Origin of the sequence: Stenotrophomonas rhizophila, from assembly GCF_007667275.1 — a bacterium.
Classification (GTDB): Bacteria; Pseudomonadota; Gammaproteobacteria; order Xanthomonadales; family Xanthomonadaceae; genus Stenotrophomonas; species Stenotrophomonas maltophilia_AE.
Map to the genome: position 1 here is coordinate 755332 of NZ_VDQT01000001.1, position 16739 is coordinate 772070.

General features: G+C 67.5%; 17 protein-coding genes. 8 read left to right on the forward strand and 9 right to left on the reverse strand.

Features of this window, described 5'->3' with window-relative positions:
* Positions 1-31: 31 nt before the first annotated feature.
* The 3 genes from sdhD to FSZ13_RS03135 are packed head-to-tail and all read right to left on the reverse strand — an operon-like array spanning position 32 to position 1037.
* A complete protein-coding gene (gene sdhD, locus FSZ13_RS03125; RefSeq protein WP_145477962.1) occupies positions 32-418 on the reverse strand; it encodes a succinate dehydrogenase, hydrophobic membrane anchor protein in 387 nt (128 codons plus the stop codon).
* On the reverse strand, positions 415-807 hold the full coding sequence (gene sdhC, locus FSZ13_RS03130; protein ID WP_145477963.1) for a succinate dehydrogenase, cytochrome b556 subunit: 393 nt from the start codon (positions 805-807) through the stop codon (positions 415-417). The genes sdhD and sdhC overlap by 4 nt, the downstream gene beginning before the upstream one ends.
* A 56-nt stretch (positions 808-863) precedes the next feature.
* Positions 864-1037, reverse strand: a complete 174-nt coding sequence (locus FSZ13_RS03135; protein WP_145477964.1) for a DUF1674 domain-containing protein — start codon at positions 1035-1037, stop codon at positions 864-866.
* A 39-nt stretch (positions 1038-1076) separates the two neighbouring features.
* Here FSZ13_RS03135 and FSZ13_RS03140 point away from each other — a divergent pair, with 39 nt between their 5' ends.
* Entirely contained in the window at positions 1077-1940 is an 864-nt protein-coding gene (locus FSZ13_RS03140) for a YgfZ/GcvT domain-containing protein (RefSeq protein WP_145477965.1), read from the forward strand.
* Positions 1941-2132: 192 nt separating this feature from the next.
* Here the strand turns inward: FSZ13_RS03140 and FSZ13_RS03145 are convergent, their stop codons facing one another.
* On the reverse strand, positions 2133-3227 hold the full coding sequence (locus tag FSZ13_RS03145) for an ABC transporter ATP-binding protein (protein ID WP_145477966.1): 1095 nt from the start codon (positions 3225-3227) through the stop codon (positions 2133-2135).
* Between the two features lie 352 nt (positions 3228-3579).
* Here FSZ13_RS03145 and zwf point away from each other — a divergent pair, with 352 nt between their 5' ends.
* From zwf to FSZ13_RS03170, 5 genes are all read left to right on the forward strand, one after another.
* Positions 3580-5019 (forward strand): glucose-6-phosphate dehydrogenase, encoded by a 1440-nt coding sequence (zwf, locus tag FSZ13_RS03150; protein ID WP_145477967.1) that lies wholly within the window; start codon positions 3580-3582, stop codon positions 5017-5019.
* The gene (glk, locus tag FSZ13_RS03155; protein ID WP_145477968.1) at positions 5016-6023 is read left to right on the forward strand and encodes a glucokinase; all 1008 of its coding nucleotides are present in this window, start codon (positions 5016-5018) and stop codon (positions 6021-6023) included. The genes zwf and glk overlap by 4 nt, the downstream gene beginning before the upstream one ends.
* Positions 6020-6742, forward strand: a complete 723-nt coding sequence (pgl, locus tag FSZ13_RS03160) for a 6-phosphogluconolactonase (RefSeq protein WP_145477969.1) — start codon at positions 6020-6022, stop codon at positions 6740-6742. The genes glk and pgl overlap by 4 nt, the downstream gene beginning before the upstream one ends.
* A 45-nt stretch (positions 6743-6787) precedes the next feature.
* Positions 6788-8704 (forward strand): phosphogluconate dehydratase, encoded by a 1917-nt coding sequence (edd, locus tag FSZ13_RS03165; RefSeq protein WP_145477970.1) that lies wholly within the window; start codon positions 6788-6790, stop codon positions 8702-8704.
* 293 nt (positions 8705-8997) lie between these two features.
* A complete protein-coding gene (locus FSZ13_RS03170; RefSeq protein ID WP_145477971.1) occupies positions 8998-9657 on the forward strand; it encodes a bifunctional 4-hydroxy-2-oxoglutarate aldolase/2-dehydro-3-deoxy-phosphogluconate aldolase in 660 nt (219 codons plus the stop codon).
* Between the two features lie 50 nt (positions 9658-9707).
* On the opposite strand, the gene FSZ13_RS03175 is transcribed toward FSZ13_RS03170, so the two are convergent.
* The 3 genes from FSZ13_RS03175 to ispG all read right to left on the reverse strand — a co-directional run bounded on the left by FSZ13_RS03175 (position 9708) and on the right by ispG (position 12525).
* A complete protein-coding gene (locus FSZ13_RS03175; RefSeq protein ID WP_145477972.1) occupies positions 9708-10355 on the reverse strand; it encodes a response regulator in 648 nt (215 codons plus the stop codon).
* Between the two features lie 168 nt (positions 10356-10523).
* On the reverse strand, positions 10524-11279 hold the full coding sequence (locus FSZ13_RS03180) for a phosphatase PAP2 family protein (protein WP_145477973.1): 756 nt from the start codon (positions 11277-11279) through the stop codon (positions 10524-10526).
* The gene (gene ispG, locus FSZ13_RS03185; protein WP_145477974.1) at positions 11260-12525 is read right to left on the reverse strand and encodes a flavodoxin-dependent (E)-4-hydroxy-3-methylbut-2-enyl-diphosphate synthase; all 1266 of its coding nucleotides are present in this window, start codon (positions 12523-12525) and stop codon (positions 11260-11262) included. Before ispG ends, FSZ13_RS03180 begins: the two co-directional genes overlap by 20 nt.
* A gap of 84 nt (positions 12526-12609) precedes the next feature.
* Between ispG and FSZ13_RS03190 the strand changes: the two genes are divergently transcribed.
* Positions 12610-13836: an ATP-binding protein gene (locus FSZ13_RS03190; protein WP_145477975.1), complete on the forward strand. Its 1227-nt coding sequence runs from the start codon at positions 12610-12612 to the stop codon at positions 13834-13836.
* A complete protein-coding gene (locus FSZ13_RS03195; protein ID WP_145477976.1) occupies positions 13833-14411 on the forward strand; it encodes a response regulator transcription factor in 579 nt (192 codons plus the stop codon). Before FSZ13_RS03190 ends, FSZ13_RS03195 begins: the two co-directional genes overlap by 4 nt.
* Positions 14412-14539: 128 nt before the next feature.
* Here FSZ13_RS03195 and pgi read toward each other — a convergent pair whose 3' ends face one another.
* Positions 14540-16051: a glucose-6-phosphate isomerase gene (pgi, locus tag FSZ13_RS03200; protein ID WP_145477977.1), complete on the reverse strand. Its 1512-nt coding sequence runs from the start codon at positions 16049-16051 to the stop codon at positions 14540-14542.
* Positions 16048-16428 carry an aspartate 1-decarboxylase gene (panD, locus tag FSZ13_RS03205; RefSeq protein ID WP_068850963.1) on the reverse strand — a complete coding sequence of 127 codons (381 nt, stop codon included), beginning with the start codon at positions 16426-16428 and terminating at the stop codon, positions 16048-16050. Before panD ends, pgi begins: the two co-directional genes overlap by 4 nt.
* Positions 16429-16739 lie beyond the last annotated feature (311 nt).

Genomic DNA, 16739 nt, shown 5'->3' on the forward strand with positions numbered 1-16739 from the left:
CTACTCTGGATTCCTGTCTTGGTGCCTGGACTCAGGCAACGCCGAGCGCAATGCGGGCGACCGCAAAAACACTGACGATCGCGCCGAGCACGGCGATGAACTTCACCGTGGTCTGCAGCGCCAGGGCCAGCAGCGAGTTGTGGATATAGTCTTCCAGCACGACCTGCAGGCCGATCTGGGCGTGCCAGAACATGGCCACCAGGAAGCCGACCAGCAGGATGGCGTTCCAAGGCTTGGAGACGGCATCGGCGGCGGTCAGGTAATCGGCGTTGAGCAGGCTCAAAACGAAGACCAGGAACCAGATCGTCAGCGGCACCAGCGCGGTGGCGGTCAGGCGCTGCAGCACGAAGTGTTCGGTGCCGGTCTTGGCGGCGCCCAGGCCGCGCACGTTCTTCAGCGGGGTACGGAACTTGTTCATGCGGCGGCTCCGAGGAAGACGTAGGCCCAGACCAGCGCGGTGATCACCAGGCTGGCGATGACCGACATCCAGCTGCTGCGCACGAACGCCGGGATGCTGAAGCCGATCGCGAAGTCCTGCACGATGTGGCGGATGCCGTTGCACAGGTGGTAGGCGAACGACCACGTCCATGCGAACAGGAAGAGCTTGCCGTACCAGCTGCCGGCGTGGCCGGTGAAGCAGTTCCAGGATTCAGGACCCATCATCAGGGCGAGCAGGCCGCCAGCAATGATCAGGGCTCCAACAGACAGAAAGATGCCGGTGGCTCGATGCAGGATCGAGGTGGCCATCTGGATCTGCCAGCGATACACCTGGAGGTGCGGGGAAAGGGGACGTTCTCTGGCGGCCATTCGCTGGGCTCGTTGTCTCGGCTGGGCGGCACAATGCCGCGTTGGCTCAATGCTGATCAGAAATCGATGCAGCGTCCGTTTTTCTCCCAGTCTCCATACCGCACCGGATCAAGTCCGCCGCGGCCGCCGATTTCCACGGGCACCTCCGGCGTCGGGACGAGCGTCTGCTCCTCCGGCACCAGCGGGGCTTCAGGTTCGGAATCTGGAGTGGGGGTTGTTTGGCCTATCATGGGTGGTCTCGCAACGCACAAATTTTAGACCCCGTTCACGTGCCTGACAACCTGCCCATGGATTTCATCGGTTTTCCGCGCCTTTCCGGTCACGCGCTGCTCAGTCTGCGTGGCACCGAAGCGGTGCTGTTCGCCCACGCCCAGTTCTCCAGCGATGTCACCGCCCTGCCCCTGCGGCACTGGCAGTGGAGCGCCTGGTTGAGCGCCAAGGGCCGCACCCTGTCTGTGTTTCAGCTGTTGAAGGTGGACGCCGAGCACGTAATGCTGGTGCTTGCGGATGGCGACGCCGATGCGATTGCGTCGCAGTTGCAGCGCTTTGTGTTCCGTCGCAAGGTGAAGATCGAGGTGCGCAACGACCTTGTCGCCGCCGGCAGCTTCACCGCACCGGAAGCGGCCAGCCAGGCGGCGATTGCGCAGCACGGCGAGGTGATGGAGCTGGACCTGGGCAGCGATGCCCTGCCCCGCACCCTGAAGATCGGCCCGATGCCGGCCGATGCGGGCATGCCTGATCCCGCCTTCGAACTGGCCTGGCGCCAGTCCGACCTGCGCTATGGACTGCCGCGCCTGGACCCGGACCAGCGCGAGCAGTGGACCCCACAGCAGCTGGGGTTGGACCGGTTGAACGGGTACAGCGTGAAGAAGGGCTGCTACCCCGGCCAGGAAATCGTGGCGCGCACGCATTTCCTGGGTAAGGCCAAGCGGGCGCTGCAGCTGTTGCGGTCGGCCGAAGGTGTTGCAGGCGGGGCCAAGGTGCAGCTGGACGGTACCGACACCGGCACGGTCGCCAGCGTGGCCGGCGACCTGGCGTTGGCGGTGCTGCCGCTGGAAATGCCTGAAGGCGCGTTGACCATCAACGGCGTTGAAGCCCACCCGGTCCCGTTGCTGGACGGCCTGGCCCGGTGAGAGAGCGGGTCACGACCAACGGTCGTGACCTACCTCTGGTGTCTCGGCGGGTCACGACCAACGGTCGTGACCTACCTGTGGTGTCCCGGCGGGTCACGACCAACGGTCGTGACCTACCTGTGGTGTCCCGGCGCGTTCCACCCTTTTCGGGCGGTTTGCCGGTAGGTCACGACCGTTGGTCGTGACCGGGCCTCACGCGTCCCGGTTCAACCGTTCGCCGCTGTCCGCATCGAAGAAATGCAGCCCCTGCGGTTGGATCGCGACGCGCATCGTGTCGCCCACCGCCGGCAACGCCTGCGGCGCCACGCGCATGACCAACGCCTGGCCTCCATGGGTCATGTTGACGAAAATCTCGTTGCCCACCGGCTCGATCCCATCGATCACCGCCTCGAACGCGGTCGCATCGCCAGCCGCCGCCGGCTGCAGGTGTTCCGGGCGCACGCCCACCGCCAGGGTCCGCCCGATCCAGGCCGGGTCGACCGTCGCCGCGCCCAGCGGCGCATGCAGCGCGCCGTCCTGCACGGCCACGCCCGCCGCGCCCTGCTGCAGGGTGCCGCGCAGCACGTTCATCGCCGGACTGCCGAGGAACCCGGCCACGAACAGGTTGGCCGGGCGGTCGTAGAGCGCCATCGGGGTGTCGATCTGCTGGATCACCCCGTCCTTGAGCACCACGATCCGCTGGCCCAGGGTCATCGCCTCGACCTGGTCGTGGGTCACGTAGATCATCGTGGTGCCAAGCTTGCGGTGCAGCTGTGCGATCTCGGTGCGCACACTATGGCGGAGCTTGGCATCAAGGTTGGAGAGCGGCTCGTCGAGCAGGAACACCGCCGGTTCGCGCACCAGCGCCCGGCCCAGTGCCACGCGCTGGCGCTGGCCACCGGACATCGCCTTGGGCAGCTTGTCCAGCATGTCGGTCAGGCCCAGGGTCTGCGCCGCTTCGTTGACACGCTTGGCGATGGTCGCCTTGTCGTGCCCTCGCAGCTTCAGCCCGAAGGCCAGGTTCTCGGCCACGGTCATGTGCGGGTAGAGCGCGTAGCTCTGGAACACCATGGCGATGTCGCGGTCCTTGGGTGCCACGTCATTGACCACGCGGTCGCCGATGCTCAGCGTGCCGCCACTGATTTCCTCCAGCCCGGCCACCATGCGCAGCAGCGTCGACTTGCCGCACCCCGACGGCCCCACCAGCACCATCAATTCCCCATCGGCCACTTCGAAGGTCGCGCCCTGGACGGCCACCTGGCCGTTGTCGTAGACCTTGCGTACGCCCTGCAACTGCACTTTTGCCATGTCACCCATTCCAGTCCGCCCGCTGCCGGGCTGTTGTGCGGAACTGCCTTCGGCCCTCCCGATGGCAGCTCGATGGCGTGGTGCCGCATGACGGCGACCACTGCAATCGAATACAGTCTGCTCATTCTGCCATGTAAACGTTTTCACGTGGCAGTATCCAATGGTCGGTCATGACCACGTCGTATCGCGGGCGCCACATTCTCCCGATTCGTCGCTGACATGCCCCATGATGAGCGGGTACGCGCCTGTTCATGTTGCGAAGCAGCAACTGGACAACGCGACCCGCTGGACCCCCGAGAACATAGACGAGAAGCGATTGACAACGATGTCACCCGGATCTGAAACTCGAGCGATGCACGACACCCTCTTCCTGTTCGGCGCCACCGGCGACCTCGCCCAGCGCTACCTGTTCCCCTCGTTGTTGCGCCTGCTGGGCGACGGCCTCCTGCCGGAAAACTTCAAGATCCGTGCGCTGGCGCTTTCCGCGCATGACACCGCCGCGTTCCGCGACATCCTGCGCCCGCGCCTTCAGCAGGCCATGCCGAGTGCCAGCCTGGAGGACATCCAGTCGCTGCTGGAGCGCATCGACTACCGGTCGGTGGACCTGCGCGACGCGCAGTCGGTGGCCGACTCGGTACGCGACCTGGTGCACGGCAACTGCGTGAGCTACCTGGCCATTCCGCCGGGCCTGTACATCTCCACCTGCGAAGGGCTGGCCCTGGGCGGGGCGCTGGCAGCGCCGCACCGGCTGATGCTGGAGAAGCCGATCGGCAGCGACAGCGAGAGCGCAGACCACATCCTGGCCACCATCGGCCAGTGGATCGACGAAGACCGCGTGTTCCGCCTGGACCATTACCTGGGCAAGGCGGCGGTGCAGAACCTGATCGCGCTGCGCTTCGGCAACACGCTGCTGGAGGCGGTGTGGAACCGCAACTACATCGAGTCGGTGCACATCCTGGTCGCCGAGAGCGAAGGCGTGGACGGGCGCGATGCGTACTACGCACGTTCCGGCGCGCTGCGCGACATGGTCCAGAGCCACATCCTGCAGCTGTTGTGCCTGGTGGCGATGGAACCGCCGGCGTCGCTGGAAGCCGACCGCGTGCGCGATGAAAAGGTCAAGGTGCTGCGCGCGCTGCGACCGCTGGACGCGAGGCACGCCGCACGCGACAGCGTGCGCGGCCGTTACACCGCCGGCACCATCAACGGCCAGCCGGCCCAGGCCTACCAGCCGCCGGAAGGCAGCGACGTGGAAACCTTCGTCGGGGTCACCGCGCACATCGACAACTGGCGCTGGTCCGGAGTGCCGTTCCACCTGGTCACCGGCAAGCGCCTGGCCGAGCGCACCAGCCGCGTGGTGGTCACGCTCAAGCCGGTCACGCACTGGCTGTTCGAGCGCCCCGACCGCAGCAATGCCACTCCGAACCGCATCACCTTCCAGCTGCAGCCGCAGGAAAACATCGAGCTGGGCCTGATGAGCAGCCTGGCCGGTCCGGAATGGGGCGCGCTGGAACTGCATCCGCTGGAACTGGAACTTTCCGTGCCGACCGGCCTGCACCGCCGCATCGCCTACGAACGCCTGTTCCTGGATGCCTTCAACGGCAACCACGCGCTGTTCGTGCGCGACGATGAAGTGCGCGCTGCCTGGGCCTGGATCGACAGCGTCAGCGAGGCATGGAAGGACGCGCAGCTGCCGCTGCAGCCCTACCCGGCCGGCGAATGGGGCCCGGAACAGGCGTTCGGCTTCCTGCCCGCCGACGTGGATGCGCAGGCCAGCCGCAGGGATCCGGCATGACGGTGTCGACCCAACCGGCGCTGGTCGCCGACATCGGCGGTACCAACGCCCGCTTCGCGCTCGCCGACACCAGCCTGGCCGCGCCGCTGTTGAAGGACAGCATCCGTGAATTCGTGGTCGCCGATTTCCCATCACTGGGCGATGCGGCGCGCCATTACCTGGAACAGATCGGTGCCGAAGCGCTCCGCGGCGTGTTCGCCGTGGCCGGCCGCGTCGATGGCGATGAAGCGCGCATCACCAACCATCCGTGGGTGATCTCGCGGATGCGCACCGCGCACATGCTCGGCTTCGATGAGCTGCACCTGATCAATGACTTCGCTGCGCAGGCGATGGCGATCTCGCTGCTGCAGCCGCAGGACGTGGTCCAGGTCGGTGGCGCGGCATGGGTGCCGGGCCAACCCGGGCAGCCGCGCAACTATGCGGTGATCGGGCCGGGTACCGGACTCGGCGTGGGCGGGCTGATCCTGCGCCACGGCCGCTGCTACCCGCTGGAAACCGAAGGCGGCCATGTCAGCTTCCCGCCGGGCACGCCGGAGGAAATCCGCATCCTGGAAATCCTGTCCGAGCAGTTCGGCCGGGTCTCCAACGAACGCCTGATCTGCGGCCCGGGCCTGGTCAACATCCATCGCGCGGTGTGCGAGATGGCCGGTGTCGATCCGGGCCAGCTGCAGCCGGTGGACGTGACCGCGCGGGCGCTGCACGGCGACCCGCAGGCGATGCGCACGGTGGACGTGTTCTGCGCGGTGTTCGGTGCGATCGCCGGCGACCTGGTGCTGGTCCAAGGGGCCTGGGACGGCGTGTTCCTGACCGGCGGACTGGTGCCGAAGATGCTCGATTCGCTGCAGCACTCCGGCTTCCGCCAGCGCTTCGAGCACAAGGGGCGCTTCTCTTCGATCATGGCGCGGGTCCCGTCGCTGGCCGTGATGCACCCGCACGCCGGGCTGCTGGGCGCGGCAGCCTATGCCGCCGATCTCGAACGCGACCTGCCAGGAGGCACCGCATGAATGCTCTGGAAAACGCCGACCGCTTCACCCTGATCCGGCATGGCGATGCCGATGCATGGATCGAGACTGTCGCTGCCGAGATGGCGCGGAACCTCAACGACGATATTGCGACCGACGGCCGCGCACGCCTGCTGCTGTCCGGGGGCAATACGCCTGCGGAGGTGTACCGGGCGCTGGCGGAGCTGGACGTGCAGTGGGACCGGGTCGAGGTAAGCCTGGTCGACGAGCGCTGGTTGTCGCCGAAGGACAGCGACAGCAACGCGTGGCTGGTGCGCCAGCACCTGCTCAAGCGTGCCGAAGGCGCGCATTTCGAACCGATTTTGTGGGTCGGCAAGCCGCTGCCCGAATGCGTGCACGACGCCAACCTTCAGGCCAGGCAGGCCCGCGCGCCCAGTCTCGCAGTGCTGGGCATGGGCAACGACGGCCACACCGCGTCGCTGTTCCCGGGCTCGCGCGACCTGGCACGGGCGCTGGAAAGCACCCTTCCCTACGCCGCGCTGGACGCCACCGGCTGCCCGGGCGCCAACCAGTGGCCGCTGCGCATCACCCTGACCCCGCACGGCCTGCGCCGCTGCCAACGGCGCCTGTTGCTGCTGCGTGGCAAGCAGAAGCTGGAAGTGCTCAAGCAGGCACTGGAAAGCAACAACGCACAGCTGTATCCCATCCTCAACGCGATCGACCTGGCCGGCCCCAAACTGCGCATCCACTGGTGCGACTGAGTACATGCCCGACCTTTTCCTTCGCCTTCTCATAGCCGGTAGCCAATGAGCCTGCACCCCACACTCCATGCCATCACCGAACGCATCGTCCGACGCAGCGCTGCTTCGCGCGCCGCGTACCTGGCCGGTATCGATGCCGCGCTGCGCGATGGTCCGTTCCGTTCGCGGCTGAGCTGCGGCAACCTGGCGCACGGGTTCGCTGCGTGCGGTCCCACCGACAAGAGCCGCCTGCGCGGCGGGGTGACGCCGAACCTGGGCATCATCACGGCTTACAACGACATGCTGTCGGCGCACCAGCCGTTCGAGCACTACCCGGAGATCCTGCGCGAAACGGCACGATCGCTGGGTGCGACGGCGCAGGTGGCCGGCGGCGTGCCGGCGATGTGTGACGGGGTCACGCAGGGGCGTGGCGGGATGGAGCTGTCGCTGTTCTCGCGCGATGTGATCGCGCAGTCGACGGCGATCGGGCTCAGCCATGACATGTTCGACAGCACGGTCTACCTGGGCGTGTGCGACAAGATCGTGCCGGGGCTGTTGATCGGTGCGCTGGCCTTCGGCCACCTGCCGGCGATCTTCCTGCCGGCCGGTCCGATGACGCCGGGCATTCCGAACAAGCAGAAGGCCGAGGTACGTGAGCGTTACGCGGCCGGCCAGGCGACGCGCGAGGAGCTGCTGGAGGCGGAATCGGCGTCGTACCACGGGGCGGGCACGTGCACGTTCTACGGGACGGCGAACTCCAACCAGACGCTGCTGGAGGCGATGGGGGTGCAGCTGCCGGGCGCGTCGTTCGTGAATCCGGATACACCCCTGCGCGATGCGCTGACCCGGCATGCGGCGGCGCGCGCGCTGGAGATCTGTGCACTGGGCGACGATTTCCGTCCGCTGGGGCGGTTGATCGACGAGCGTGCGATCGTCAATGCGGTGGTCACGTTGATGGCCACGGGCGGTTCGACCAACCATACGATCCACTGGATCGCGGTGGCGCGGGCGGCGGGCATCGTGCTGACCTGGGACGACATGGACCAGCTGTCGCAGCTAGTGCCGCTGCTGGCGCGGGTGTACCCGAACGGCGAGGCGGACGTGAACCGTTTCGCGGCGGCGGGTGGCACGGCGTTCGTGTTCCGCGAGCTGATGGATGCGGGGCTGATGCACGCGGACCTGGTGACGGTGGCCGAGGGCGGCATGCGCCAGTACACGCAGGACCCGACGCTGCGCGAGGGCGGGCTGAGCTGGGTCGAGGGCATCACGGAAAGCGCGGACCGCGAGGTGGTACGCGGGGTGGCGGAGCCGTTCGAGTCGCAGGGCGGGTTGCGGCTGCTGCGCGGCAACCTGGGTCGTTCGTTGATCAAGCTGTCGGCGGTGAAGCCGCAGTACCGGACGATCGAGGCGCCGGCGGTGGTTGTGGATGCGCCGCAGGTGCTGAACAAGCTGCATGCGGCGGGCCTGCTGCCGCAGGATTTCGTGGCGGTGGTGCGTTACCAGGGACCGCGTGCGAACGGGATGCCGGAGCTGCATTCGCTGGCGCCGCTGCTGGGGCTGTTGCAGAACCAGGGCCGGCGGGTGGCGCTGGTGACCGACGGTCGGCTGTCGGGCGCGTCGGGTAAGTTCCCGGCGGCGATCCACATGACGCCGGAGGCGTCGCGCGGTGGTCCGCTGGCGCGGGTACGCGAAGGCGACATCATCCGCCTGGACGGCGAGGCGGGCACGCTGGAGGTGCTGGTGGATGCGGCCGAGTGGGCGGCGCGCGAGCTGGCGCCGAACACGGCACCGGCGGCGCACGACCTGGGCCGCAACCTGTTCGCGATGAACCGCCGCCTGGTCGGTCCGGCCGACCAGGGCGCGATCTCGATCTCGTGCGGCCCGGCGGCTGACGACGGCGACATGTGGAATTACGACGCCGAGTACGAACTGGGCCACGACGCGGCCGCCGCGCTGGCGCCGCACGAGGCCAAGGACGCCTGAAGCGAACAGCAAAGGCAGCGGTGGGTATCGCCTGATGTGAGGCCGCGATGGGGGTCCGCTACGGGACACGCCGTGAATACGTCCTTGTAGGCTCGTAGAAAACATCCATGTTTTCTACGGTCCCTACGCGGACCCCCACCGCGTCCTCACCACACAGTGCGGCGCCTCACTCAAATGCATGCCACTGGTAGCGCCGACCGTTGGTCGGCCCTCGGGATCTCTGGTGGCACCACAACCTCCGGCAGGCATCAAACACTGCCATCACTTGTTTCGAACCACGCAAGGGCTTCCATATGACCATCGCCGAACATCAAAAACGCGCTGAATCCCTCCTCCATGCCGCCGGCATCCTGCCGGTCGTCACCGTGCACACCCTGGACCAGGCGCGCGCGGTCAGCGCGGCGCTGCTGGAAGGCGGGCTGCCGGCGATCGAGCTGACCCTGCGCACGCCGGTGGCGATGGAAGCACTGGCGATGCTCAAGCGCGAGCTGCCGGACGTGGTGGTGGGTGCAGGCACGGTGCTGACGGTCGAGCAGATGCAGCAGGCGATCGATGCGGGCGCGGACTTCCTGGTGACGCCGGGCACGCCGGCCTTCATGGCCGATGCACTGGCGGCTGCGCCGTTGCCGGTGGTGCCGGGTGCGGCGTCACCGACCGAGCTGCTGGCGCTGTATGCGAGGGGCTTCCGGGTCTGCAAGCTGTTCCCGGCGTCGGCAGTGGGCGGGCTGGCGATGATCAAGGGCCTGGCCGGTCCGATCCCGGACCTGAAGTTGTGCCCGACCGGCGGGATCACGGAAACGACGGCGGCCGAGTACCTGGAGCAGAAGAACGTGGTCTGCATCGGCGGTTCGTGGATGGTGCCGGGCAACTGGATCGAAAACGGCGAGTGGGACAAGGTGCGCGAAAGCGCGGCCGGTGCGGCGAAGATCGTGGCACGGGTGCGCTCGCACTGAAGGAAAAATGCCCGGCGATGCCGGGCATTTTTTCTGCGGCGAGGCGGCGCTCACATCGGCCGGGCGGGATCCACCAGGCCGTACTGGCTCGCCATCCGGGCCAAAGCGATGTTGTCATGGATGCCCATCTTCTCGAACAGGCGCGCCTTGTGCGTGTTGACGGTCTTCGCGCTCAGGCTCAGGCGCTTGGCGATGTCTTCCTGGCGCAGGCCCTGGGTGAGCAGGAGGGCCACTTCGAGCTCGCGCGGGGACAGGCTGTCGAACGGCGACTGGGTGCCTTCCACGTTGGACAGGGCCATGTTCTGGGCGATGCTGCTTCCCAGGTAACGCCGGCCGAGCGCGGCGTCGCGTACTGCACGCAGCAGCTCCTGGGCATCGCAGGCCTTGCCGATGTAGCCGGACGCGCCGGCTTCTAGCAGGCGCTTGGGCATGGGACCGTCTTCCAGCACCGAGACGATCACCACGCGGGTCCCGTGGTCGCCACGCACCACGCGCTCGGTCACTTCCATTCCGCTCACGCCGGGCAGGTGCAGGTCGCACAGCACCACGTCGGGCCGCAGCAGGCGGATCGCGGGCAATGCGTCTTCCCCGGATTCGGCCTCGCCCACCACCTCGATGTCCGTCTCGTTGGACAGGATCATCTTCATACCGGTCCGCACCAGCGCGTGGTCGTCCACCAGATACACTCGAATCGTCATCCCACCCACCCTGTTCAAACGCTGCAAACCGGGGCAAAGCCTAGCCCCGGGGTCCTGCGATAACAAGGAAGATCGATCCCCATCAGCGCGTTCTGATGCCCGCATCACAAACGTGATGGGCTACCCCTGCCTCATGCCTTTCACACCGGCAATTTCGGTTTACGGGACCTATTGAAGTCCGCTGAACCCGCTGCCGTTTCCAACCCGCTCCGACCGCTCCCCGGGACGCCGCCAGGGATGGCGGCGGCGGAACATCACCAGGAAGCACCCTACCACCCAAACCAGCGCGGCACACCATCCGGCCAGGATGTCGGAGGGATAATGCACGCCGAGGTATATCCGCGACAGGCTGACCGAGCCGGCGAACAGCACGCCGAACACCACTGCCGGCCAGCGCCAGCGGGTATTCCAGGCCAGCAGGATCAGGACGGCGGCCAGGGTCATCGAGCCCATGGCGTGGCCGCTGGGAAAGCTGTAGGTACTTTCCGGGGCGATCGACTCCCACAGGGTCGGCCGATCGCGCTGGAAGAACTGTTTGCTGCCGATGTTGAGCAGGGCCGAGCCGGCGAAGCTGAGCGCGGCGAAGCTGGCTTCGCGCCAGCGCCGGCGCAGCAGCAGGACCAGCACGATCAGGATGTCGGCCGGGATCACGCCCCACTGATAGCCGATGCGGGAAATGAACACGAACGCGGCATCGAGGCTCGGGCGGGCCACGTCGTGCATCTTCCAGAGCAGCGGTGCGTCGAAGTAGAACGCTTCCAGTTCGTGCACTTCGTCGGCCAGGGCCACGAAGCCGGCCAGCGGCAGCAGCACGCCGGCAAACAGCAGCACGAAGCGCCAGGCATTGCCGGCCATCCAGTGGCGGAAGCCGGCGGCCGGTTCGGGCGCGGCCAGCACCGTGGGCTTATCCGACGCTTCGGACATACTTGCGTTCGACGTACTCGTCGATCAGGGCCACGAATTCCTGGGCGATGTTGTCGCCGCGCAGGGTCACGGTTTTTTCGCCATCGACGAACACCGGCGCGGCCGGGGTTTCACCGGTGCCGGGCAGCGAGATGCCGATGTTGGCGTGGCGCGATTCGCCCGGCCCGTTGACGATGCAGCCCATCACCGCGAGCGTCATGTTCTCGGCGCCGGGATGGCTCACCTTCCATTCCGGCATCTTTCCACGCACGTGGTTCTGCACCACCTTGGCCAGCTCCTGGAAGAACTCCGAGGTGGTCCGGCCGCAGCCCGGGCACGCGGTGACCAGCGGGGTGAAGGCGCGCTGGCCGGTGGTCTGCAGCAGTTCCTGGGCGACGATCACTTCCTGGGTCCGCGACTGGCCCGGCTCGGGCGTCAGCGAAATGCGGATGGTGTCGCCGATGCCTTCCTGCAGCAGCACCGCCAGCGCCGCCGACGAGGCGACGATGCCCTTGCTGCCGATGCCGGCTTCGGTCAGGCCCAGGTGCAGCGCGAAGTCCGAGCGCTGGGCCAGGTCGCGATACACCGCGATCAGTTCCTGCACGCCGCTGACCTTGGCCGAGAGCACGATGCGGTCGCGCGGCAGGCCCAGTTCCACGGCGGTATGGGCCGAATCCAGGGCCGAGCGGATCAGGGCTTCGCGCAGCACCCGACCGGCATCCCAGGGCTGGGCGCGCTGGCTGTTTTCGTCCATCAGGCGCGCGGCCAGCGACTGGTCCAGCGAGCCCCAGTTGGCGCCGATGCGCACCGGCTTGTCGTAGCGGATCGCGAATTCGATCAGCTGCGCGAACTGGGTGTCCTTCTTCTTGCCGAAGCCCACGTTGCCCGGGTTGATCCGGTACTTGGCCAGCGCTTCGGCGCAGGCCGGCTCCTGGGTCAGCAGCTGGTGGCCGTTGTAGTGAAAATCGCCGATCAGCGGGACGTCGATGCCCATCATCTGCAGCTTTTCCACGATGCGTGGAATGGCGGCGGCCGATTCGGGGTTGTTCACGGTCAGCCGCACCATTTCCGAGCCGGCCCGCCACAGTTCGGCCACCTGCTTGACGCTGGATGCGACGTCGGCGGTGTCGGTGTTGGTCATCGACTGCACCACCACGGGCTTGCCCCCGCCCACGACCACGCCGCCGATACGGACGGCCTGGGTCTGGCGGCGGGCCCACACGGTGGTGTCGGAGGGTTGGGTCGGTTGGCTGACGGCGTCGTGCATTCCCCATTTTAACGCACCCGCGCGCCCCCGATGCGGCCGATTGTCGCAGGCAGGCAGCCGCGCAAGCGCATACGATGGCAGCCGATGACCGGTACCGACGCCCCCTTCCTCCGCACCCTGTGCAGCCTGCGCTGGCTGGCCGTGGCCGGCCAGGCCGCGACCATCCTGGTGGCCAGCCAGGTGCTGGGCCTGGAACTGCCGCAGCTGCCGCTGTGGTCGGGCGTGCTGGTGCTGATCCTGTTCAACCTGTACGCGCAGCTGCGGGTACTGGATGACGACACCGCGCCGCTGACCGCGTTCTGCCACATCCTGGTCGATGTGGCGGTGCTGACCTGGATGGTCGGCTGGAGCGGTGGCGTGGCCAATCCGTTCGGTTCGCTGTTCCTGATCCTGATCGCGCTGGCGGCCCTGGCCCTGCCGGTACGCTGGACACTGGCGGTGGCGGCGGCCTGCCTGCTCGGTTACGCGGTCAGCGGCATCTTCGGTCAGCCGCTGCCGCATGGCTACTTCAGTCCGATGGACCTGCACCAGTGGGGCGTGGTCGCCAACTTCCTGCTCTCGGCGGCCGTGGTGCTGGCCTTCGCCACGCGGCTGGCGATGGCGCTGCGCCGGCGCGAACACGAGGTGGCGTTGCTGCGCGAGCGCTTCGCCCGCAACGAAGGCATCGTCGCCCTGGCCACCCATGCCGCCTCGGTGGCGCATGAACTGAACACCCCACTGGCGACGATGACCCTGCTGGCCGACGACATCGCCGACCAGACCGACAACCGCGAAGTGCGCGAGGACGTAGATACCCTGCGCGAGCTGCTGGTGCAGTGCCGCGAGCGCGTGCTGGCGCTGGCCCGCCCGGCCGCCGGACAGTCCAGCGCGCGCGACCCGGTGACGCTGCCGCAGGTGCTGGAACAGTGGCGCCTGGTGCGCCCGACCATCACCCTGAACCGCAATGAGGATGCGCCGCTGCGGCTGCCGCTGGACCCGGGCATCGGGCACCTGTTGATGGTGCTGCTCAATAATGCCGCCGACGCCGGTGAACAGGCTGGACGCGCGCAGGTGGACCTGACCCTGCGCATCGACGGCAACGACCTGATCGGTGAAGTGCGCGATTACGGCCGTGGCTTCGACGCGCGTGACGCGGTGCTGCCCGGCACCCTGTTCAACAGCGGCAAGACCCAGGGCATGGGGGTGGGCCTGGCCCTGTCCCATGCCACCATCGAGCGCCTGGACGGCGAGTTGTGGATGCGTCCGGCGCAGGGCGCCGGCACCCGCGTCGGCTTCCGCCTGCCCCTGGCTGCACCGGAGATCCCAGAATGAACAGCCCCACCCTTCCCGGCGCCAGCCATGGCCTGCTGGTCGATGATGACGAACTGTATCTGCGCACGCTGCAGCGCAGCCTGGCCCGCAAGGGGCTTGAGACCGTGACGGCGAGTGACATTGCGTCGGCGCTGGTGCTGGCCCGGCAGCAGCCGCCAGCCTACGCGCTGATCGACCTGAAACTGGGCTCGGAATCCGGGCTGGCGCTGATCCAACCGCTGCGGGCGTTGCGCGAGGACATGCGGATCCTGCTGGTCACCGGTTACGCGAGCATCGCCACGGCGGTGGAAGCGATCAAGCTGGGCGCCGACGACTACCTGCCGAAGCCGGCCACGGTGCCGATGATCCTGCGTGCGCTGGGCGAGGAAGACGACGGCCCGGCCGACGATGGCGAGATGGAGCCACCGGACGCGATGACGCCGATCAGCCGGCTGCAGTGGGAGCACATCCAGCAGGCCATGCACGAGACCGGTGGCAATGTGTCGGCGGCGGCGCGGCTGCTGGGCATGCACCGGCGGTCGTTGCAGCGCAAATTGGCCAAGCGGCCCAGCCCGGAGCGCGATCCGACGCGGTAATGGCGGGATCGCGATGCGACGACCAACGGTCGTCGCCTACCGTGCATCCCGGTCGGCGCACGGGCAGGTATCGGCCCTTGGTCGATATGCCCTCCCGGTAGGTATCGACCGTTGGTCGATACTCCTTGTCAGCGCAGGCGCCCCAGCAGCTCCAGCGTCACCGGATCGGTGATGCCATGCGCTTCGCCCTGCAGCGCCGGCAACAGCTGGCTGGCCAGCTGCTTGCCGAGTTCGACGCCGAACTGGTCGAAGGCGTTGATGTTCCAGACCAGCGACTGCACGTACACAGCGTGCTCGTACATCGCGATCAGCGCGCCCAGCGACTGCGGGGTCAGCGCATCGAGCAGGATCAGGGTGCTCGGGCGCCCGCCCGGATAATCAAGGTGCGGGTCGTCGCTGCCCTGGCCATTGGCCAGCGCTTCGGTCTGCGCCAGCAGGTTGGCCATCAGCGCCTGGTGGTTGATTTCATACGGGTCGTCGTTGTGCACGCAGCCGATGAAATCGGCCGGGATCACGCTGGTGCCCTGGTGCAGCGCCTGGAAGAAGCTGTGCTGCACGTCGGTGCCTGCCCCACCCCACCACACCGATACGGTGTCGCTGCCCACCGGGCTGCCGTCGAGCTGCACGCGCTTGCCCAGGCTTTCCATCACCAGCTGCTGCAGGTAGGCCGGCAGCAGCGCGAGGCGCTGGTCGTAGGTCATGACCGCGTGCGTGGCATGGCCGAGCAGGTTGCGGTTCCAGATGTCGGTCAGTGCATGCAGCACCGGCAGGTTCTGCGCCAGCGGGGCATTCAGTGCGTGCGCGTCCATCTCTGCGGCGCCGGCCAGCAGCTGTTCGAAACGCTCGAAGCCGATCGCCAGTGCGATCGGGAACCCGACCGCGGACCACAGCGAGTAACGCCCGCCCACCCAGTCCCACATCGGCAGCACGCGGCCGGCGGCGATCGAGAAGGCCTTGGCGGCGCGCTCCGGGTTGGCGCTGACGGCGTACAGCCGCTCGCTGCCGCCCAGCCAGTCGTGCAGGATCTGGCCGTTGAGCAGGGTTTCCTGGGTGCCGAAGGTCTTGGAAATCAGGATGCCGGCGGTGGTGGCCGGGTCGAGGGCGGCCAGGGTGCGCTGCATGGCGGCCCCGTCGACGTTGGACACGAAGTGCACGCGGAAGCGCGCGCCGCTCACCGGGCGCAGGGCGTCGGCGACCAGGCGCGGACCGAGGTCGGAGCCGCCGATGCCGACGCTGACGATGTCGGTGACGTTGGTCTTTTCCAGTGCGGCGATCAGCTCGCCCATCTGGGCGCGAACCCTGGCGGCGGTGGCGAAGGCTTCAGCGGCAACCGGGGCACCGCTGACATCGCCACGCAGGGCGGTATGCAGGGCGGCGCGGCCTTCGGTGACGTTGACGGTCTCACCGCGGAACAGGCGCTGGAAGCCGCCAGCGACATCGCGCTCGGCGGCCAGCTGCAGCAGCGCATCCAGCGCCGCGCGGTCGTACTTCTGCCGCGCGAAGTTGGCATACAACGGACCGACCCGCAGCCCCAGCGATTGTGCGCGGCCGGGTTCGGCGGCGATCAGTGCGGGGATGCTTGCGCCACGCAGGCGCTGGGCATGGGAATGAAGCGGGTCGAGTCCGTTGTTCTGTGTCATGCGGCCTGGGTCGGAATGCTGTCGTTGGTGTGGGAGATCTGGTTGTTGCCGTCCACATATACCAACTTCGGGCGGAAGCTGTCAGCTTCTTCTTCGCTCATGCTGGCGAAGGCGGCGATGATGATGATGTCGCCGACCTGCACATGGCGCGCGGCGCCACCGTTGAGCGACACCACGCCGCTGCCTGCCTCGGCACGGATGGCATAGGTCGAGAAGCGCGCACCGTTGGTGACGTCCCAGATGTGCACCTGTTCGAACTCGCGGATGCCGGTAGCCAGCAGCAGGTTGTCGTCGATGGCGATGGACCCTTCGTAGTTCAGCTCCGAATGGGTCACGGTGGCGCGGTGGATCTTGGTCTTGAGCAGGGAGAGGTGCATGGCACGGGACAACGGTAAAGGAAAGCGAAATTCTAGCACCCGCCGCTCCTGCGGCAGTGGCTGGACGTGGCCTGCTGCCGGCGGTTCAGGCAGGTGACGGGGGGCGTGGGGCTGCACCCGTCTGCGATTGCCTGCGGCCGGGCTGCGATTGCCTGCGGTGGGGCTGTCTTATTGCGCACGCTCCGTAGAGCCGGGCTCTGCCCGGCTGCTTCATGCATCCAGGCGAACAGCTGTTGGCTGATGGGATCTCTGGCTTAGGCGGGTCGGGGCGGGTTTGTGGGGGCCGCCGTAAATACGTCCGTGTAGGCTTG